The organism is Nonomuraea glycinis (assembly GCF_035920485.1).
GTDB classification, from domain to species: domain Bacteria; phylum Actinomycetota; class Actinomycetes; order Streptosporangiales; family Streptosporangiaceae; genus Nonomuraea; species Nonomuraea glycinis.
On the sequence record NZ_CP109166.1, the window covers coordinates 919866 to 939518 of the forward strand.

Sequence of the window (19653 nt, forward strand, 5' to 3'; positions counted from 1 at the left end):
GCGACGCGCGGAAGTCGTCAGCCTGGTGAACCCGTCACGGCTGGCGACGTGCGGAGGTCGGTCGTCTGGTGAACTCCGCGACGGCGCTCCTGGTGCTGGTGAGAGCCTCCTGCGAGGAGTCGAACGTGCGCTGGGCCACGCCGACGAAGACGCAGTCGACGACGAGGAGCTGGCTGATCCGGCTGGCCAGGGCGCCGGGACGGAACTCCGTCTCGCGCCCGGCCGAGATGAGCACGTGCTCGGCCAGCTCCGCGATGGCGGAGCGGGGGTTGTTGGTGATCGCGACGGTGGTCGCACCCGCCTCCCCCGCCCGCCGGAGCGGCTCGATCACGTCGGGCGTCTGGCCCGAGGTGCTGATGCCGATCGCCACGTCACCGGCCTTGAGCAGCACCGCGCTGGTCAACGCCAGGTGGGCGTCCTGGAAGGCGTGGCTGGACAGGCCGATGCGCAGCAGCTTCTGGGCCACGTCCTGCGCCACGAGCCCGGAGGCGCCCACCCCGTAGGCGTCCACCCGGCGGGCGCCCACGATGGCGTCGACCACCAGGCCGAGCCGCTCGGAGGTGAGCTGGGCGACCGTGTCGTTGATCGCCTCGGACTCGGCCCTGGCCACCTTCTGGATGACCTCCGACAGCGGGTCGTCGGGCGCCAGGTCGCCGGGCACCAGCCGGTCGGGCTGGGCAGCTGCCGCCGCCAGGGCCAGGCGCAGCTGCGGATAGCCGGCGAAGCCGAGCAGCCGCGCGGTGCGCACGATGGTGGCCTCGCTGGTGCCGGAGGCCGCCGACAGCTCGGTGATGGTGCTCTTCGCCACGGTCGCCGGGTCTTCGAGGATCAGACGGGCGACGGTCCTGGCGGCCGGCGTCAGCGACGGCAGCAAGCCTCGGACCGTCGCCACCAGATTGTCTGCCCGCAGGCTGTTGCCACTGTCATCCACAGACCCGATTATGCCGTTGCCTGCGGATTGGTCGGGTGCCGCCGGACTAGCGCGAGGTTTCACCGGTGCTGCCGGCGGCCCCCACAGGCATGAGTGGGTGCCGCCGGGTCAGCGCAGGGTGCCGTTGGTCATGCCGGCGGGCTCCTCGGGCACCGCGATGAGGCCCAGCTCGGCCTTGGCGGCGGCCAGCGGGTGGTGCGGGACGACCCGGACGGTGTAGCCGAAGGCGCCGGTCCGATCCAGCGGGACCACCCCGCTGTAGTGGGCCCGGCCGTCGTCGTCCATGTCGCCGGCGGTCAGCTCCAGGTGGTGGGGGTGGATCAGCTCGTCGTGCGGGCCGACCCTGCCGTAGGCGGCCTCCACCAGCAGGTCGCCCGGCTCCAGCTCGCCCAGCGCGATGGTGGCGCGCAGCTCCAGCGACGCGCCCACCTCCGGGGTGTCGCCGATGCCGGAGGCCTCCACGTGCTCCACCCGCACGCCGGGCCAGGCCTTGGTGACCTTGAGCCGCCAGGCGGCGAACGCCTTGGCGGCGGCCTGGGAGTCGGCCGACAGCACGTGGGCCGCGCGGGCGGCGGGGAGATAGAGACCCACCACGTAGTCGCGCAGCATCCGGCCGGCCAGCACCTTGGGGCCGAGCGAGGTCAGCGTGTGCTTGACCATCTCCATCCAGCGGCGCGGCAGCCCGTCGCCGGCCCGGTCGTAGAAGCGGTCGGCCACCTCGTGCTCGATCAGGTCGTAGAGGGCGGTCGCCTCCAGCTCGTCACGCCGGTCGGGGTCGTCCACCCCGTCGGCGGTGGGGATGGCCCAGCCGTTGGTGCCGTCGTACCACTCGTCCCACCAGCCGTCGCGGATGGACAGGTTGAGGCCGCCGTTGAGCGCCGATTTCATGCCGGAGGTGCCCGAGGCCTCCAGCGGGCGCAGCGGATTGTTGAGCCAGACGTCGCAGCCCTGGACCAGGAGCTGGCCCAGCGTCATGTCGTAGTCGGGCAGGAAGACGATGCGGTGGCGCACCTCGGGCCGGTCGGCGAACTTGACGATCTGCTGGATCAGCTTCTTGCCGCCCTCGTCGGCGGGGTGCGCCTTGCCGGCGATCACGATCTGCACGGGCCTGTCCGGGTCCAGCAGCAGCTCGGTCAGCCGCTCCGGGTCCTGCAGCATCAGCGTGAGCCGCTTGTAGGACGGCACCCGCCGGGCGAACCCGATCGTCAGCACCTCCGGGTCCAGCACGTCGTCGACCCAGCCGAGCTCGGCCGGGGACGCGCCGCGGTCGCGCCACGACTTGCGGAGCCGGTCCCTGGCGCCCTGGACCAGGCGGGCCCGCAGGATGCTCCTGATGTTCCAGATCTCGGCGTCGGGGATCTTGTGGACGTTCTCCCAGCCGCGCCCCTTCTCCAGCAGCGAGGGCACCTCGCGGGCGGCCAGCTCCATGAACTCGCGCCCCACCCAGGTCGGCGCGTGCACGCCGTTGGTGATGGAGCCGATCGGCACCTCGTCCAGGTCGAATCCCGGCCAAAGTTCTTTGAACATGTCCCGGCTGACCTCGCCGTGCAGCTCCGAGACGCCGTTGACCCGCTGCGCCAGGCGCATGCCCATGACGGCCATGTTGAACCTGCTGGGGTCGGCCTCCGCGCCGAGCGCCAGGATGCGCTCGACCGGCACGGTCGGCCAGGCGTTGTCGCCGCCGAACTGGCGGGCGATCATGTCGACGGGGAAGCGGTCGATGCCCGCGGGGACGGGCGTGTGCGTGGTGAACACCGTGCCGGCGCGCACCACCTCCAGCGCCTCGTCGAAGGAGAGCCGGGCCTCGGTGAGCTCGCGGATGCGCTCCAGGCCGAGGAAGCCCGCGTGGCCCTCGTTGGTGTGGAAGACCTCAGGCTCGGCGTGGCCGGTGACGCGGCAGTAGGAGCGGATGGCCCGCACCCCGCCCACGCCCAGCAGCAGCTCCTGCATCAGCCGGTGGTCGGTGCCGCCGCCGTAGAGGCGGTCGGTGACGTCCCGGGCGGCGTTGTCGTTCTCGGCCACGTCGGAGTCGAGCAGCAGCAGCGGCACCCTGCCGACCTGCGCCACCCAGACCTGCGCGTGCAGCGCCCGCTCGCCGGGCAGCCCGATGCGGATCTTGACCGGGGCCCCTTCGTCCTTGAGCAGGCTCAGCGGCAGGCCGCCCGCGTCCAGCGACGGGTAGTGCTCCAGCTGCCAGCCCTCGGGCGAGAGCGACTGGGTGAAGTAGCCGTGGCGGTAGAGCAGCCCGACGGCCAGGATCGGCACGCCCAGGTCGCTGGCCGCCTTGAGGTGGTCCCCGGCGAGGATGCCGAGACCGCCGGAGTACTGCGGCATGGCGGCGGCGATGCCGTACTCCGGGGAGAAGTAGGCGATGGCGTGCGCGCCGTCGGGTTGCGCCTGGTACCACCGCGGCGCGGTCATGTACTCCCGTAGATCGTCGGCGGCGTCGGCGAGGCGGCGCAGGAACCGGCGGTCGGCGGCCAGCTCGGCCAGCCTCTCGTGGCTCACGGCGCCCAGCAGCGCGACCGGGTCGTGGCCGACCTGCGCCCAGAGGGCGGGGTCGACCTCGGCGAACAGATCCAGTGTCTCTGGATGCCAGGACCAGCGCAGGTTGTGCACGAGCTCGCCTAGTGCGGCCAGCTCCGCGGGCAGGACAGTCCGGACGGTGAACCGGCGGATAGCTCTCACAATTTTGAACCCTACGGGCTAGGAGGGACCTCTGAGTCCTTCACCCCCAGCCAAGGCGTTCAAACCCCTTTCCCGGACGAAGCATGAAGACGGAGGATTGGGGCAACTTTCTCCAATGTCGACTCTCCCGGTGACACTCGGGAGGTACATCCACTGCTGCCCAGAATTTACATGCAAGGATCGTTCCTGTAACAGAAAGCCTCCGGCGGTACCGAGTGTGCCGTCGCAACCTTGAAATGCGATGATCGGACGAATTCCCATCACGGACATCTCCCCCGTCGTCGACTGCGGGCAGTGGCCCGCCAAGGCGGTCGCCGGCGAGACCTTCGCGGTCTCGGCGACCGTGTTCAGAGAGGGCCACGACGCCGTGGCCGCGGGCGTGGTGCTCACCGCGCCCGATGGGCAGCGCGGCCGGCTGAGACGGATGCGCGAGAGCGGGTCGGGCACCGACAGGTGGGCGGTGGAGATCTGCCTGCCCACCGAGGGCGACTGGCTGTTCCGGGTGGAGGCTTGGAGTGATCCGCTCGCCACGTGGCTGCACGACGCCGAGATCAAGATCCCTCGTGGCCTGGACAGCGATCTGATGTGCGAGGAGGGCGCCCGCCTGTTCGAGCGGGCCGCCAAGGCCGTCCGGCAGGCCGACTGCCCGGGGCCCGACGGGCAGGCCGTCCTGGCGGCCATGGCCGCCAGGAACGGCACCAAGAACGGCAACGGCAGAGCCGTCAAGAACGGCGACAGTCCGTGCGGGCACCGGGCGGCGCTGCTGGCGGTCGCGGCCACGCTGCGGGACGAGGACCTGGACCCCAGGGCCCGGCTGTCGGTGGCGCAGCTGCCCGAAACGGCCGCGCTGCTGGAGGCGCATCCGCTGCGCGAGATGGTGACCAGGGCCAAGCAGCAGCGGATCAGGGTGAGCAGGCGCAGGGCGCTGTACGGCTCCTGGTATGAGTTCTTCCCCAGGTCCGAGGGCGCGGTGGTCAACGAGGCCGGCATCTCCAAGTCCGGAAATTTCCAGACTGCTGCCAAGCGCCTGCCCGCGGTCGCCAAGATGGGCTTCGACGTCGTCTACCTGCCGCCCATCCACCCGATCGGCACCACGTTCCGCAAGGGCCGCAACAACACGCTCAGCCCCGAGCCGGACGAGCCCGGCTCGCCCTGGGCTATCGGCTCGGAGGACGGCGGCCACGACGCCATCCACCCGGAGCTGGGCACCCTGGAGGACTTCGAGCAGTTCGTCAGCCGGGCCCGCGAGCTGGGCATGGAGGTCGCGATCGACTTCGCGCTGCAGTGCTCCCCCGACCACCCGTGGGTCAAGGAGCACCCGGAGTGGTTCACGATCCGGGCGGACGGCACGATCGCCTACGCCGAGAACCCGCCGAAGAAATATCAGGACATCTACCCGCTCAACTTCGACCGGGACCCCGAGGGGATCTACACCGAGGTCAAGCGGGTGCTGCGGCACTGGATGGACCACGGGGTGCGGATCTTCCGGGTGGACAACCCGCACACCAAGCCGGTGGCCTTCTGGGAGCGGCTGATGGCCGACACCCACGCCACCGACCCGGACGTGCTCTTCCTGTCGGAGGCGTTCACCCGGCCGCCGATGCTCCAGATGCTGGCCAAGGTGGGCTTCCACCAGTCCTACACGTACTACACCTGGAAGAATTCCAAGGCGGACGTGGAGGCGTACCTGTCGGAGCTGGCGCACGTGACGTCGTCGTTCCTGCGGCCCAACCTGTTCGTCAACACGCCGGACATCCTGCACGAGTACCTGCAGCACGGAGGCGTACCCGCCTTCAAGATCAGAGCCGTGCTGGCCGCGCTCGCCTCGCCGACCTGGGGCGTCTACTCCGGTTACGAGCTCGCGGAGAACGTCCCCGTACGACCGGGGAGTGAGGAATATCTAGATAGTGAAAAATATCAGTACAAACCTCGTAATTGGGTTCTAGCGGAACGAGAGGGCCAGAGCCTGGCCCCTCTCCTTACGCATTTGAATTTGTTTCGAAGAGCCCATCCCGCACTGCAGGAATTGCGTAACCTACGATTCCACCGGGTCGACCAACCGGATATCATCTGCTTTTCCAAACGACTCCCGGGCGCCTATGACACGGCCACACGAAGGCACGGGCTGGGCGACGTCGTTCTGGCGGTGATCAACCTGGATCCGCACCACACCCACGAGGCCACGGTCGAACTCGACCTGCCCGCGATCGGGCTCGACTGGAACGCCGAGTTCGTCGTCGACGACGAACTCTCCGGCGAGTCCTACCGCTGGCGCCAGAGCAACTACGTGCGCCTCGACCCTCACATCCAGCCGGCCCACATTCTCACCGTACGGGCCTCGCCACGGTAGAACTGAATTCAGCGGGGAGTCTTCAACGTGTGTGTTAGCGCCTCCCTCATGAGCCCCCCAAGGGAGAGCCCATGAGCTCCACACCCATACCCAACTCCTTCGACGAGGAGAAGCCGCGCGATCCTTACTGGTACAAACGCGCGGTCTTCTATGAGGTCCTGATCAGGGGCTTCGCCGACTCCAACGGGGACGGCACGGGTGACATCAAGGGCCTGATCGACAAGCTCGACTATCTGCAGTGGCTCGGCGTGGACTGCCTCTGGCTGCTGCCGCTGTTCGAGTCGCCGCTGCGCGACGGCGGTTACGACATCGCGGACTTCATGAAGATCCTCCCCGAGTTCGGCGATCTCGGAGACTTCGTGAAACTGGTCGACGAGGCGCACAAGCGCGGCATGCGCGTCATCGCGGACCTCGTGATGAACCACACCAGCGACGCGCACCCCTGGTTCCAGGCCTCCCGGCACGACCCCGAGGGGCCGTTCGGCGACTTCTACGTCTGGTCCGACACCGACACCGCTTACTCCGACGCCCGGATCATCTTCATCGACACCGAGACGTCCAACTGGACCTACGACCCGGTGCGCGGGCAGTACTACTGGCACCGCTTCTTCCACCACCAGCCGGACCTCAACTACGAGAACCCGGCCGTGCAGGACGCGATGCTGGAGGTGCTGCGCTTCTGGCTGGACCTGGGCATCGACGGGTTCCGGCTGGACGCGGTGCCCTACCTGTTCGAGGAGGAGGGCACCAACTGCGAGAACCTGCCGAGGACGCACGAATACCTCAAGCGGGTCCGCAAGGAGGTCGACCGGATCTACCCCGACCGGGTGCTGCTCGCCGAGGCCAACCAGTGGCCCTCCGACGTGGTCGAATACTTCGGCGACCCGGTGGGCGGCGGGGACGAGTGCCACATGGCCTTCCACTTCCCGCTGATGCCGCGCATCTTCATGGCGGTGCGCAGGGAGTCCCGTTACCCCATCTCGGAAATCCTCGCACAAACCCCGAAAATCCCCGAACACTGCCAATGGGGGATTTTCCTCCGCAACCATGACGAGCTCACCCTCGAAATGGTGACGGACGAGGAACGCGACTACATGTACACCGAGTACGCCAAGGATCCGCGGATGCGGGCCAACGTCGGCATCCGCCGCCGCCTGGCGCCCCTGCTGGAGAACGACCGCAACCAGATCGAGCTGTTCACCGCGCTGCTGCTGTCGCTGCCGGGCTCGCCGGTGCTCTACTACGGCGACGAGATCGGCATGGGCGACAACATCTGGCTCGGCGACCGCGACGGCGTGCGCACCCCCATGCAGTGGGACCCCGACCGCAACGCGGGCTTCTCCGACTGCGACCCGGGACGGCTCTACCTGCCGGTCATCATGGACCCGATCTACGGCTACCAGGCCCTGAACGTCGAGGCCCAGCAGAAGAGCGCCGGCTCACTGCTGCACTGGACCAGGCGCATGATCGAGATCCGTAAGCGCCATCCGGTGTTCGGGCTGGGCGAGTTCGCCGAGCTCAACTCCTCCAACCCGAGCGTGCTGGCGTTCGTCCGCGAGCTGGGCGACGACCGCATGCTCTGCGTGAACAACCTGTCCCGCTTCCCGCAGCCGGTGGAGCTGGACCTGCGGCGATTCGTCGGCGTCTCGCCCGTCGAGACGATGGGTGGAGTTCCTTTTCCACCGATTGGCGAGCTTCCGTATCTTTTGACACTTCCTGGGCATGGGTTCTACTGGTTCACCCTCCCACCGGCCATCACCCAGGAGGAGTAAGACGTGCTGGACGAGCTCCTTGCCGCATGGATCGGACATCAGCGCTGGTTCGGCGGCAAGGGGCGCCCGATCGACACTCTGTCGATCGACTCCGACGTCACCATCGAAGCCGGCGACCCCGGCCTGCGCCACCTGATCGTGTCGGTGTGGCAGGACGGCTCCCGTGAGCGTTACCAGCTCCTGCTCGGCATGCGCGCCGACCTCCCCGACACCCTTCAGCACGCCCTCATCGGCCAGTGCGGCCTGTACGCCTTCGAGAACGGCCCCTCCCACCCGTGGTGGCACGTCTACGACGCTGCCCACGACCCGGAGCTGACCCACTGGATCCTGGAGTCCATGGCGGGCGACACCGAGCAGGGCGTGGTGCGCTTCGAGCACCTGCCCGGCGTCGGGATCGACTCCGGCATCCGCAGCATGGTGCTGGGGGCCGAGCAGTCCAACACCTCTCTGGTGTACGGCGACGCGTACATCTGCAAGCTGTTCCGCCGGCTCATCCCCGGGGTCAATCCCGAGCTGGAGATCGTCACCGCGCTGGCCGCCCGGCAGGCCCCGCACATCGCCCAGCCGTACGGATGGATGGAGATCGACCTCGACGGCACCGCGACCACGCTCGCCATCCTCCAGGAGTTCCTGTCCAACTCCACCGACGGCTGGGACCTGGCGCTGACCAGCGTGCGCGACCTGTACAACTCGCTGCCCGAGGTCACCGCGGCGGAGGCCGGCGGCGACTTCGCCGCCGAGGCGGCCCGGCTCGGCGGCGCCACCGCGCGCATCCACCGCGAGCTGGCCGCGGCCTTCCCGACCGGCACGGTCGAGCCGCACGAGGTCAAGCGGATGGCCGAGGGCATGCGGCGCAAGCTCGGCCGGGCGGCGGCCGAGGTCCCGGAGCTGCGCGAGCACGTCGGCATGCTGGAGAAGGCCTACCACCGGGTCGAGGAGCTGACCACCGAGGTGGCCGTGCAGCGGGTGCACGGCGACTATCACCTCGGCCAGGTGATGCGCACGACCACGGACTGGGTGGTGCTCGACTTCGAGGGCGAGCCGGGCCAGCCGCTGGCCGAGCGCCGGGCGATGTCGTCGCCGCTGCGCGACGTGGCCGGGATGCTCCGCTCCTTCGACTACGCCGCCAGGCACCTGCTGGCCGGCCATGCCGAGGCGGACAAGCTGGAGCCCAAAGCCGACCAGTGGGCCGAGCGCAACAGGGCCGCGTTCCTTGAGGGGTACATCGAGGGCGGCGGCACGATCACCGCCGCGGACGCCGCCCTGCTGCGCGCGTTCGAGCTGTCCAAGGCGGTGTACGAAGTGATCTACGAGTCCCGCAACCGGCCGTCGTGGATCTCCATCCCGCTGGCCGCGTTCCGTTAGCCGCCCAGCTCCTCCTGGAGGATGGGCGCGCCCTCTACGACGGCGTGGATGCCGACGACGCTGACGATGGCGAGCACTTCCATGATCTCTTCAGGGGTGGCGCCGTAGCCGATGGCGTTGCGCATGTGCAGCTTGAGCCCCGGCTGGTAGAGGTGCGTGGCGGAGGCGTCGAAGGCGATGTAGACCAACTCCTTGACCTTCGGCTCCAGCACCCCGGTCGTCCACGGCACGCCGGAGAAGTCCAGGTACGCCTCGAACAGGTCCGGGTCCAGCTCCAGCAGGCCGTCCCAGAACTCGTGCCAGTAGCCGCGCTTGTCGGTGAAGTCGGCCTTCAGTCGCTCCCGGCGCTCGTCGAGCGGGGCCGGGCCGGTACGCAGCCCCTCCTCCTCCAGCACCTCCATCAGCAGCGGCACGCCGATGTTGCAGGCGTGGATGCCGAGGGTGGCGGTCAGCTCCAGCACCTCCATGATCTCCGCGCCGGTCGCGCCGTGCTTGATGGCGGCGCGGATGTGCTGCCGGACGCCGGGGAGGTAGAGGTGGGTGGCGGCGGCGTCCATCGCGATGTAGATGAACTCCTTCACCTTGGCCGGCAGGTGCTCCCTGTTCCAGGGCACCGCGGACAGCCGCAGGTAGGACTCGAGGAAGCCGGCGTCCAGCCGGAGCATGCTCTCCCACGACTCCCCCCAGGTGCCGCGCACCTGGATGAACTCGTCCTTGATCTTCTGCTGCTCGGGGGTGAGCGTCATCGGGTGGTTCCTTTCACTCGTCAGTCCGCGGGCGTCCACGCGCCCGCGCCGCCGCTGCGGGTCACGGTGTTGACCATGAACGCGCCGCCGTCGGCGGACACGACCTCTCCGGTGACGTACGCCGCGTCGTCGCCGAGCAGGAAGGCCACCACGCCGGCGATCTCGTCGGTGGTGCCGACCCGCCGCATGGGGATGGTGCCGCCCCGCCGGCTCACCGTGGCGGCGCGGGAGGCGTCGCCCGAGGAGGCGAAGATGCCGGTCGGCACCAGGCCGGGGGCCACCGCGTTGACCCGCACCCCGCGCGGACCGCCGTACATGGCGGCGCCGTGCACCAGGCCGAGCAGGCCGTGCTTGGACGTCTGGTAGGGCAGTTGGTCGTCGGCGCCGCGCAGGGAGGAGATCGACGCGGTGACGACCACGGCGCCGCCCGTCTCCTGGTCGCGGTAGCACCGGAAGGCGGCGCGCAGCCCGAGGAAGGCGCCGCGCAGATTTACCGCGATGACCTGGTCGAAGTCGGCCGCCGCCACGTCGGGCAGGGGTGCCATGGTGCCGAGCACGCCGGCGTTCAGGTGGTGCAGGTCGATCGCGCCGAACTCCTCCAGCGCCGCGCCGATGTAGGCGTCCACGCCCTTTTCGGTGGAGATGTCCGCGGTCACCGCGACGGCCCGGCCGGGCAGGTCGCCCGCCACCGAGGCGGCGGCGTCGCCGTTCACGTCCACCACGACGACGTGCGCCCCGTCCCGCGACAGGCGCCGGGCGGTGGCCGCGCCGATGCCGCTGCCGCCGCCGGTGACCACGGCCACCTTCCCGGCCAGCGAGCTCGCTCCTTGCTCAGCCAACGCGCACCACCTGTCCGTCGCCGCCGGGCACCGCGGGGAAGCGCCGCATCACGTCGGCGTCGTGCCCCGCCACCAGCACCTCGCCGGGCTCGCCGGTCATCTCGCGCAGCTGCTCGTAGGCGCGGTAGGTGTCGGTCAGGTCGGTGAGGTAGGTGAACGGCCGGTCCAGCTCCACCTCCTCGTAGAAGTGCGCCGCGTCGGAGGCGAGCACGGCGTGCCCGGTCTCCGTCGCCACCCGCACGACGAGCTGGCCCGGCGTGTGGCCGCCGACCGTGATCGCCTCGATGCCGGGCGCCACCTGGGCGACGCCCTCCACGAGGGTGGCCCGGCCCTGCTCGCGGACCTCGCGCAGGTGGGCGATCTCGTTCTCCTCGACGGTGCAGGCGAACTGCGGGCGGGTGGCGTACGGGCCGGTCCAGAAGTCGAACTCGGCGCGCGCGATGACCACCTCGGAGGAGGGGTAGGCGTCCAGGTTGCCCATGTGGTCGTAGTGCGCGTGCGTGACGATCACCAGGGGGGACGCCTCGGGCCGCGCGTTCAGCTCGGCCAGGGTGGCGAGCGGGTCGGTCAGCTCGGTGCGCGCCATGCGGTGCCCCTTGGTGGCGGCGCTGTAGCCGGTGTCGATCACCACGGTGCGCTCGTCGTTCCTGGCCACCCAGAGGTAGAAGTCCAGGTCGATGGGGCTGTCGGCCTCGCGGTAGACGTGGTGGTTGAAGAAGGTCTGGGCGCGGGTGGTCGCGCGGGTGCCGTAGCGGACGGCCAGCACCTCGTACGTGCTCATCGGCCTACCAGCGCGCTCGCGTTCGCGCCGAGCATGCGGCGGACGTCGCTCTCGGCCAGCCCCGCGTCCAGGAGCCCGCGCGCGCCGCGCCGGAACAGCGTGACGGGCAGCGGGTTGTTCTTCTGGCCGGAGTCCGACGACAGCACGGTCTGCTCGGGGCCGACCGCGTCGATGAAGGCCAGCAGCTCGCCGAGGTCCCTGCGGCGCTCGGGACGGCCGAAGTACATGACCAGGCAGTGCTCGATGTGCGCGCCCTGCCGGGCCCACTCCGCGGCCTGCTCGACGGAGGCGCCGACGACGAAGCAGGGATGGTTGACCAGGATGCGCCGCACGCCCTCCTGCTTGGCGGCCTCGATCAGCTTGGTCGTCTCCTCGACGCCCAGGTGACCGCAGGTCATGATCGCCTCCTCGGCGGCGATGACCGACAGGATGTCGCGCACCTCGGGCAGCACCTTGCCGTCCTGGCCGAGGATGGTGATCACGTCGTTGGGCCGCAGCTGCACGACGGAGGTGGGGAAGCCGGTGTCGTGGTCGCGGTGGTGGTCGATGTGCGCCGCCGAGGACAGGGTGGGGAACCACACCACCCGGCCGCCCATCCGCAGGGCCAGCTCGACGGCGTGCGGGTTCAGGCCGCCCACGGTCTGGTTGAGCGCGATGCCGCCGAAGACCTTCACGGACAGCTCGTCCAGCCCGGCCGGGCCGAGCGCCAGGATGTCGGTGACCATGCTGTGGTGGTGGGACTTGGCCACGATGGCCTCGAAGCCGGCGCCCTCGGCGTCCCTGGCGGCGTCCAGGAGCGTCATCCGCCGGGGGAACGGGCTCGGCCCGGGGTGCTCGTGCAGGTCCACGGCGCCCACGAGTAGCGCGTCAGCCTCCGGGTCGGGGTCTAGCCGGTCGCCGTCGAGCTCCGGGTCGAGCAGCGAGGCTGGTGGCTGGGTCATGCGGTCTCCTCGTGGGGATGTGAATCGGTCGGCGGGGTCACCAGCACCTGGTGCGCGGGGTCCCAGTAGGCGGTCACGCTGCTGCCTGCCCGGATGCCGGCCATGGCGTCGGGGGACAGCACGGCGCAGCCCGTCATGCCGTTGCCGTAGTCGAGTTCGGCGCGCTGGTGCGTGCCTTGGAAGAACAGGCCGGTCACCTTCGCCTGGACGCTGTTCACGCCGGCCGGCACGTCGGTGGGCGCGGCGGCGAGGAGCAGCCGCTCCGGGCGTACGACGAGGTCGCGGCCGGCGGGCAGGCCGTCGGCGTCGCGCACGACCCACTTGTGCCCGGCCCACTCGTACACGCCGCCGGGTCGCAGCCGGCCGCTGAAGAGGTTGGACTCGCCGAGGAAGCCGGCCACGAACCGGGTGCCGGGGTCGCGGTAGAGGTCGGCCGGGGTGCCGATGCGCTCGACGCGGCCCGCGTTGAAGACCGCGATGCGGTCCGACAGCGACATGGCCTCGTCCTGGTCGTGGGTGACGAAGACGAAGGTGAGCTTCAGCTCCTCGTGCAGGCGCTTGATCTCCTGCTGGAGGGTCTGCCTGAGCTTGCGGTCCAGGGCGCTGAGCGGCTCGTCGAGCAGCAGCACGCTGGGCGAGAAGACCACCGCGCGGGCCAGCGCGACCCGCTGCTGCTGGCCGCCCGACAGCTCGTCGGGGCGCCGCCCGCCCATGCCGCCGAGGTCGACCAGGCGCAGCGTCTCCTCCACCCGCCGGGCGATCTCCTCCTTCGCCACCTTGCGCTCACGCAGGGGGAAGGCGACGTTCTGCGCGACCGTCATGTGCGGGAAGAGCGCGTAGCTCTGGAAGACCATGCCGAACGCGCGCCGGTGCGGCGGCAGCGGCGCGATGTCGCGCCCGCCCAGCTTGATGGTCCCCGAGGTGACGTCGGTGAAGCCCGCGATCATGTTGAGCGTGGTGGTCTTGCCCGAGCCGCTCGGCCCGAGCAGGGTGATGAACTCGCCCGACGCGATGTCGATGTTGACGTGGTCCACCACGAGTGGCCCTGAGCCGTACCGTTTGCACAGATCCGTCAGCTCGATCCGTCCGTCACCGGCCGTCATTGCCTACCTGCCTTTCCTCGGCGCGCGCCGATCACCTGCGCGAGCAGGATGGGGCCGCTGACCAGCACGACCATCAGGCTCGACGCCGCCGAGATGGTCGGGTCGATCTGCACGGTCACGCTGTTGAACATCTGGACGGGGAGTGTGAGCGTGGTCGGCGACTGCAGGAACAGCGAGATGACCACCTCGTCGAAAGAGGTGATGAAGGCCAGGACCGCGCCTGAGAGCACGCCCGGCAGCGCCAGCGGAAGGGTGATCTTCCTGAAGACGGACAGCGGCCCCGCGCCGAGGCTGGTGCCGGCCTTCTGCAGGGACGCGTCCATGCCCTGCAGCCGCGCCGTCACCGCGATCACCACGAACGGCAGGGCGATGGCGGTGTGCGCCAGCGCGATGCCGAACAGGGTGCCGGTCAGCGACAGCCGCAGGAAGGCCGAGAAGACCACCAGGGCGATGAGGATGTTCGGGATGATGATCGGGGACAGCAGGAACCCGGTCGCCAGGCCGCGCGCTCTGCTGCCCAGCATGGCCAGGCCCAGCGCCGCGGCGGTGCCGAGAGTGGTGGCCAGCAGGGTCGTCAGCAGCCCGACCTGGAGGGAGTTCAGGATCGCGGTGCTCCACTCGGGCGAGGTGAACAGCCGCTCGTACCACTGCAGGGACCAGCCCTGGGGCGGGAACCTGAACGTCTGGGAGGAGGAGAAGCTCATCGGGATGACGACGAGCGTCGGCACCGTGAGGAAGAGGCCCACGAGCACGGACACGATCTTCAGCCAGGGACGCGCGTTCACCTGTCACCTCCCGCTGCCACGGCGTGGGCGGCGACCGCCGTGCCCGTGCCTGCCAGCCGCCTGCTGGCGCCCAGCGCGATCAACGTCACGACCAGGATGAGGACGCCCATCGCGCCCGCGCCGCCGAAGTCGAGCAGGTCGCGGGTGCGGACGCTGATGATCTGCGCGATGAGTGCGCTCTGCGGGGAGCCGAGCAGCGCCGGCGTCACGTAGAAGCCGAGCGCCAGCACGAAGACCAGCGACCCGCCCGAGATGACGCCCGGCAGCGACAGCGGCAGGTAGACCTTGCGGAAGGTCGACAGGCGGCTGGCGCCCAGGCTCTGCCCGGCGAGCAGCAGCCGGCGGTCGATCTGCTGCATCACGCTGAACATCGGCAGCACCATGAACGGCAGCAGTACCTGGGTCATCGACAGGGCCACGCCGGTCGCGGTGCCGAGCAGCGTGACGCCGCTCAGCCCGACCAGGCTGAGGATGCCCTGCACCACCCCGCCGTCCTGGATCAGCACCATCCACGCGAAGTTGCGCGCCATCATGCTCGTCCAGAAGGGCACCAGCACGACGGTCACCATGACCGCCCGGGTGGTGGGGCTCGCCAGCGTCATCATGTAGGCGTACGGGTAGCCCAGCAGCAGGCCCACCAGCGTGACGATCAGGGCGACGAGCAGCGTACGGCCCAGCACGCGCAGCGTGTAGCCGTCGCTGAAGAGCGCCAGGTAGTTGCCCAGACCGGGTTCGGGGTCGGTGAAGCTGCCGATGATGATGTCGAGCAGCGGCAGCACGAAGAACACGATCAGGGCGATCAGGGCGGGCAGGAGCAGCAGCAGGGCTGCGGCCCGCCGCCGCCGGGCCGCCGGGCGGCGGCCGGCCGGCGGCGCGGAAGCGGCGGTCGGCGGGGACGCGGTTGAGGCCGGCATGTGATTACCTAGCTGACCTTCCAGCTCGTCCAGCGCTTGGTGACCATGTCGGTGTTCTCGATCCACCAGGGCTTGTCCTGCTCAAGCAGGGTGCCGCGGTCGGGCAGGAACGCGTTGAAGGCCTTCTGGACGTCGCTGTACCCGATGCTGGAGATGTCCACGTCGGTACGCGCGGGCGCCGTGCCGGTCAGCTCGGCGTACGTCTTGGCCTGGGCCGGTTCGGTGACGAAGGCGAGCGCCTGCTGGGCCAGCGCCTTGTTGGGGGATCCCTTGGGGATCACCAGGGCGCCGATGTCGACGGTGGTGAAGTCCCAGACCGCCTTGAGGTTCGCGCCGCTCTGGGCGGTCACGATGCTGCGGGCCGTCACGGTGAGGACCATCGAGCCCTGCTTGTCCACCATCATCTGCTGGATCGCGCCGTAACTGGGGGCGAACACGAGGGACGACTTGATGGTGTCGAGCTTGCGCAGCGCGCGCTCCAGGTCCAGCGGGTAGACCTTGTCGGGTGCCACGCCGTCGGCCACCAGAGCGGCTTCGAGCAGGCCGCTCTTGGGATAGTCATGGACGATGCGCTTGCCCGGGAACCGCTTGACGTCGAAGAAGTCCGCGATCTTGGAGGGGGCCTCGCCCTTGAACATGTCCGCGTTGTAGCTGAAGACGTTGGCGTAGCGGTAGGTCGGCACGAAGCAGTCGTGGGTCGTTCCGGGCGGGAACTTGCTGCGGTCGAGCGCCGGATCGTCCAGCTTCTCGTAGAGCTCCCCGCAGTAGGCGCCGGCGTAGATCCAGCTCATGTTGGCCAGGTCCCAGGCGGTGTTGCCGGACGCGACCATGGCCTTGACCTGGGAGGCGTCCGCGGGGCTCACGTTGACGAACGTGGTGCCGCTCTTGGCCGTGAAGGGCTCCTGCAGGGCCTTCTTCTCGTCCTCCTGGAACTGGCCGCCCGTGCTGGCCCAGGTGAGTGTCTTGGTCGCTTCGGTCGAGGAGTTAGCGCCGCACGCCGCCGTGGCGGCCAGCAGCAGGCCGGTGGCCGCCAGGGCCAGAAGATGGTTGTGCCTCATGTCGTTGCCTTTCTCGAGTGGAGAGCCGTCACGGCCAAGGTGAACGTCACGGCTCCGGGTCCACCCCCGATCACTCGTCCGTGGCCGGCGTTCGCCGGTCGCGGTGCACGAGAGCGTCGATCACTCCCCTGCGCGCTCAAGTGATGCGCTCAGTGCTTGGTGGATGGCCTGCGCGCCCTCACGCAGGGTCATCACTACATCGCTGTCGTCCTCATCCGGTACGAGCTGCGTCACGCCGATCACCGCGAGCGCGGCCACGACGCGATCGGCCGCGTCCCTGATGGGCACCGCCACCGCGCGCACTCCCTCGCTGGCGCTCGATCGGATGGCGACGCCGGTCCGGCGTACCTCTTCCAGCCCGTCAGTCTCCTGCCCGTCATCCGGCGTTTCTTTGCGGAAGCGGTAGAAGGACTGGTCCTGGAAGGCGCGGAACACGCAGTCCTGCGCCGTCCCGGTCCGCAGCACGCTTCCCGTCCTTATCGAGACGTGGGCCGTACGGCTGCTGTCCTCGTGGACCTGGGCCACCACCGCCTGCCGGCCGTTCCAGATCGTGAGCACGACCGTGTGCCGGACCCGCAGGCTGATCTGCTCCATGACCGGCCGCGCCACGTTGACCACGCCCAGCCGGGACAGGGCCATGGTGCCCAGCTCGGCCAGGAGCGGACCGAACTCGTAGCGGTTGCGGTCACGGCGCTGGAGCATGCCGTGGTTCTCCATCGAGGCCAGGTAGCGGTGTGCCGTGGACTTTCCCACGCTCAACTCCTGGGCGGCCGACACGAGGTCGATGGTCCCGGCCTCGCCGAGCAGTCGCAGCAACTGGACCACTCGGGCGACGACCTGGAGGTCACCGCTGGGGATGTCGGGGATTGTCACGTGCGGCCCTCCCGGCGCTCGATCCAGATCAGGGCTTGTCCCGCATTGCGGATTTTCGATTCCCTCATCCGGTACGTCGGACTGTAGAACACGCCCTACCGGGGCCGTCAAGGTTTCCACGGCATTTCTACTTTAAGAAAAGTAGGTGTTCAAAACGTGACTCTTGACGCAGCGCATCCGAAAGCCTACCGTCACCCCTATCCCGCTTACTAGAACTCTCATCCCTCATTGAGGGACAGGAGGATTCATGCGCATGCTCCAACACCTCCGCGAAAGTACCCGGTGCCTGATCGGGACCTGGGTCAAGATCCCCGCGCTGGAGACCGTCGAGCTCCTGGCCCGCGCGGGTTTCGATTTCGTGGTCGCCGACATGGAGCACAGCCCCATGACCCTGGAGTCGACCTATCGCGCGGTCGTCGTCGCCCAAGGGCTCGGCATGCACGCGCTGGTCCGCGTGCCCGACGCCGGCGGCAGCCACCTGCAGCGCGTCCTCGACATCGGCGCCGACGGCATCCTCGTCCCGCACGTGACCGGCCGCGAGGACGCCGAGCGCGCGATGAACGGCATGCTCTTCCCGCCGAGCGGCGGGCGCGGCCTCGGCACCACCTCCCGGGCCGGCACGTGGGGCCTCGACTCCACGGCCGACTACGTCCGGCGAGGCAACGAGGAGACCCTGCGCATCCCCCAGCTCGAAGACCTCTCGGCGCTCGAACAAGTCACGGAGATCCTGGACACGCCGGGGCTCAACGCCGCCTTCCTCGGCATGGGCGACCTGACGATGTCCACCGGCCTGGCCGCCGACGACCCCCTCCTGCGGCGGCATGCCGACGAGCTCCTGTCGGCCGCCCGCGCCCGCGACCTGCCGGTCGGCACCGCCTGCCGGGACGCCGCGGCGGCGCGCGCGGCGGCCGAACGCGGCTTCTCCTTCGTCATGATCGGCAACGACGCGGGCATCTTCGGCAACGCCGCCGCCGAGATCCGCCGCAACGCCGTCATCTCCCACCCCTAGAAAGGACGCACCATGCCCTACGACCCGAGCGACGCGCGCTCAGCCCTCCCCACGGCGACGGCGACGCGGCAGCCGGACGGCATCTACTCGCCCGCCGGCCACGTGAAGTTCTACGAGCTGCCCGCCGTCACCACCGACGGGGACACCCGCACCTGGTACGGCCGCAGCCAGCACCTGGTGATCGGCTACACCGACCTGGTCACGCCCACCGGGTTCACGGTGCCGGAGACCTCCGACGAATGCGCCGTGCTGATGCCGGAGGCGACCACGTCGGCGACCGTCACCATCGACGGGAAGACCACCACGGTCGCCGGCCAGACGCTCACGTTCATCCCGCCGGGCGCGGCCGACGTACGGCTTGAGGGCAGCGGCCGGGTCATCACGATCTTCACCGCCCGTTCCGGCGCCGCCCCCGGCGAGGCCGCCAACGCCGCCGCCTACGACGAGCCGCACCCCGGCGTCGCCCCGCTCATCTCCTGGCCGGATCCGGTCGGCGGGTTCCAGCTGCGCACCTACGACCTCGACGTGCCCGGCCTGACCGAGCCCGCCTTCCGTATCTTCCGGTGCAGCTCGTTCATGGTGAACGTCACCCATCCCCGCAATGGCCCGCGCGACACCACCCGCATGTCCCCACACTCGCACGACGACTTCGAGCAGTGCTCGCTCGTCATCGACGGCGCGTTCACCCATCACCTGCGCTGGCCCTGGACCACCGACCTGAGCCAGTGGCGCGAGGACGAGCACGAGCACTGCGACAGCCCGTCGCTCACGATCATCCCGCCGCCCGCCGTGCACACCAGCCAGGCGACGGACGCGGGCGTCAACCACCTGATCGACATCTTCTCCCCGCCGCGCACCGACTTCTCCCTCATGGACGGCTGGGTGCTGAACGCCGCCGACTACCCCATGCCCGAAGCCGCCTCATGAGCCGGATCCCCTCGATCGGCCCCGACGAGCTCGACGCCCGGCAGTGGAGCATCTACGACGCGCTGGTCAACGGCCGCCGAGCCACCCAGACCAGGGCCTTTCCCATCATCGACGAGGCCGGCGCCCTGACGGGACCGTGCAACGCCTGGCTGCTCAACCCCGCGATCGGCAGCGCCTTCGAGCAGCTCGGCGCGGCGGTCCGGTTCGAGATCTCCCTCAGCGCCCGCTGCCGCGAGATCATCATCCTCTCCGTCGCCCAGCACCGCGACAGCCCGTACGAGATGTACGCCCACCGGCTCGCCGGGCCGGCCGCCGGGCTGTCCCAGCAGGAGGTCGACGCGCTGTGCGCGGGCGCGGACCCCGGCCTCACCGACGAGCGGGAACGCGTCGTGCACGAGACCTCCCGCATCCTGCTGCGCACCGGGGCGCTGGACGACGACGCCTACGAGCGCGCCGTCACCGCCCTCGGCGAAGCCGGGCTCTTCGAGGTCACGGTGATCGTCGGCTGGTATCAGCACATCGCCACGCAACTGGCCGTCTTCGACGTCCGGCCGCCGGTCCAGCCCTGAAA

Annotated in this window: 17 protein-coding genes; 6 read left to right on the forward strand and 11 right to left on the reverse strand. The window is 69.7% G+C overall.

Translation table 11 applies throughout. The annotated features are described in order from the left end of the window. Window positions 1–34: 34 nt before the first annotated feature. Window positions 35–931, reverse strand: coding sequence for a MurR/RpiR family transcriptional regulator (locus tag OHA68_RS04210; RefSeq protein ID WP_327106432.1), 897 nt, complete (start codon window positions 929–931; stop codon window positions 35–37). 108 nt (window positions 932–1039) lie between these two features. Next, the gene (glgP, locus tag OHA68_RS04215) at window positions 1040–3619 is read right to left on the reverse strand and encodes an alpha-glucan family phosphorylase (protein ID WP_327106433.1); all 2580 of its coding nucleotides are present in this window, start codon (window positions 3617–3619) and stop codon (window positions 1040–1042) included. A gap of 241 nt (window positions 3620–3860) precedes the next feature. On the opposite strand from glgP, the gene OHA68_RS04220 reads away from it, so the two are divergent. The 3 genes from OHA68_RS04220 to OHA68_RS04230 all read left to right on the forward strand — a co-directional run bounded on the left by OHA68_RS04220 (window position 3861) and on the right by OHA68_RS04230 (window position 9106). Next, entirely contained in the window at window positions 3861–5969 is a 2109-nt protein-coding gene (locus tag OHA68_RS04220) for an alpha-1,4-glucan--maltose-1-phosphate maltosyltransferase (protein WP_327106434.1), read from the forward strand. 71 nt (window positions 5970–6040) lie between these two features. Beyond that, window positions 6041–7741 carry a maltose alpha-D-glucosyltransferase gene (gene treS, locus OHA68_RS04225; RefSeq protein ID WP_189136495.1) on the forward strand — a complete coding sequence of 567 codons (1701 nt, stop codon included), beginning with the start codon at window positions 6041–6043 and terminating at the stop codon, window positions 7739–7741. 3 nt (window positions 7742–7744) lie between these two features. Continuing rightward, window positions 7745–9106: a maltokinase N-terminal cap-like domain-containing protein gene (locus tag OHA68_RS04230; protein ID WP_327106435.1), complete on the forward strand. Its 1362-nt coding sequence runs from the start codon at window positions 7745–7747 to the stop codon at window positions 9104–9106. Here the strand turns inward: OHA68_RS04230 and OHA68_RS04235 are convergent. From OHA68_RS04235 to OHA68_RS04275, 9 genes are all read right to left on the reverse strand, one after another. Then, a complete protein-coding gene (locus OHA68_RS04235) occupies window positions 9103–9852 on the reverse strand; it encodes a carboxymuconolactone decarboxylase family protein (RefSeq protein ID WP_327106436.1) in 750 nt (249 codons plus the stop codon). The genes OHA68_RS04230 and OHA68_RS04235 overlap by 4 nt on opposite strands. A gap of 20 nt (window positions 9853–9872) precedes the next feature. After that, window positions 9873–10691 (reverse strand): SDR family NAD(P)-dependent oxidoreductase, encoded by an 819-nt coding sequence (locus OHA68_RS04240; RefSeq protein ID WP_327106437.1) that lies wholly within the window; start codon window positions 10689–10691, stop codon window positions 9873–9875. After that, window positions 10684–11472, reverse strand: coding sequence for an N-acyl homoserine lactonase family protein (locus OHA68_RS04245; protein WP_327106438.1), 789 nt, complete (start codon window positions 11470–11472; stop codon window positions 10684–10686). The genes OHA68_RS04240 and OHA68_RS04245 overlap by 8 nt, the downstream gene beginning before the upstream one ends. Continuing rightward, window positions 11469–12413 (reverse strand): DUF6282 family protein, encoded by a 945-nt coding sequence (locus OHA68_RS04250; RefSeq protein WP_327106439.1) that lies wholly within the window; start codon window positions 12411–12413, stop codon window positions 11469–11471. The genes OHA68_RS04245 and OHA68_RS04250 overlap by 4 nt, the downstream gene beginning before the upstream one ends. Beyond that, window positions 12410–13516, reverse strand: coding sequence for an ABC transporter ATP-binding protein (locus OHA68_RS04255; protein WP_327106440.1), 1107 nt, complete (start codon window positions 13514–13516; stop codon window positions 12410–12412). The genes OHA68_RS04250 and OHA68_RS04255 overlap by 4 nt, the downstream gene beginning before the upstream one ends. Next, window positions 13513–14301, reverse strand: coding sequence for an ABC transporter permease (locus OHA68_RS04260; RefSeq protein ID WP_225276862.1), 789 nt, complete (start codon window positions 14299–14301; stop codon window positions 13513–13515). Before OHA68_RS04260 ends, OHA68_RS04255 begins: the two co-directional genes overlap by 4 nt. After that, on the reverse strand, window positions 14298–15215 hold the full coding sequence (locus OHA68_RS04265) for an ABC transporter permease (protein ID WP_327106441.1): 918 nt from the start codon (window positions 15213–15215) through the stop codon (window positions 14298–14300). Before OHA68_RS04265 ends, OHA68_RS04260 begins: the two co-directional genes overlap by 4 nt. An 8-nt stretch (window positions 15216–15223) precedes the next feature. Further along, the gene (locus OHA68_RS04270; protein WP_327106442.1) at window positions 15224–16273 is read right to left on the reverse strand and encodes an extracellular solute-binding protein; all 1050 of its coding nucleotides are present in this window, start codon (window positions 16271–16273) and stop codon (window positions 15224–15226) included. 120 nt (window positions 16274–16393) lie between these two features. Beyond that, a complete protein-coding gene (locus tag OHA68_RS04275; RefSeq protein ID WP_327106443.1) occupies window positions 16394–17146 on the reverse strand; it encodes an IclR family transcriptional regulator in 753 nt (250 codons plus the stop codon). Between the two features lie 247 nt (window positions 17147–17393). Between OHA68_RS04275 and OHA68_RS04280 the strand changes: the two genes are divergently transcribed. From OHA68_RS04280 to OHA68_RS04290, 3 genes are read left to right on the forward strand one after another with little or no spacing between them, the layout of a single operon-like run. Continuing rightward, window positions 17394–18155, forward strand: a complete 762-nt coding sequence (locus OHA68_RS04280) for an HpcH/HpaI aldolase family protein (protein WP_327106444.1) — start codon at window positions 17394–17396, stop codon at window positions 18153–18155. 12 nt (window positions 18156–18167) lie between these two features. Further along, window positions 18168–19082: a cupin domain-containing protein gene (locus tag OHA68_RS04285; protein WP_327106445.1), complete on the forward strand. Its 915-nt coding sequence runs from the start codon at window positions 18168–18170 to the stop codon at window positions 19080–19082. After that, entirely contained in the window at window positions 19079–19651 is a 573-nt protein-coding gene (locus tag OHA68_RS04290) for a carboxymuconolactone decarboxylase family protein (protein ID WP_189136485.1), read from the forward strand. The genes OHA68_RS04285 and OHA68_RS04290 overlap by 4 nt, the downstream gene beginning before the upstream one ends. Window positions 19652–19653 lie beyond the last annotated feature (2 nt).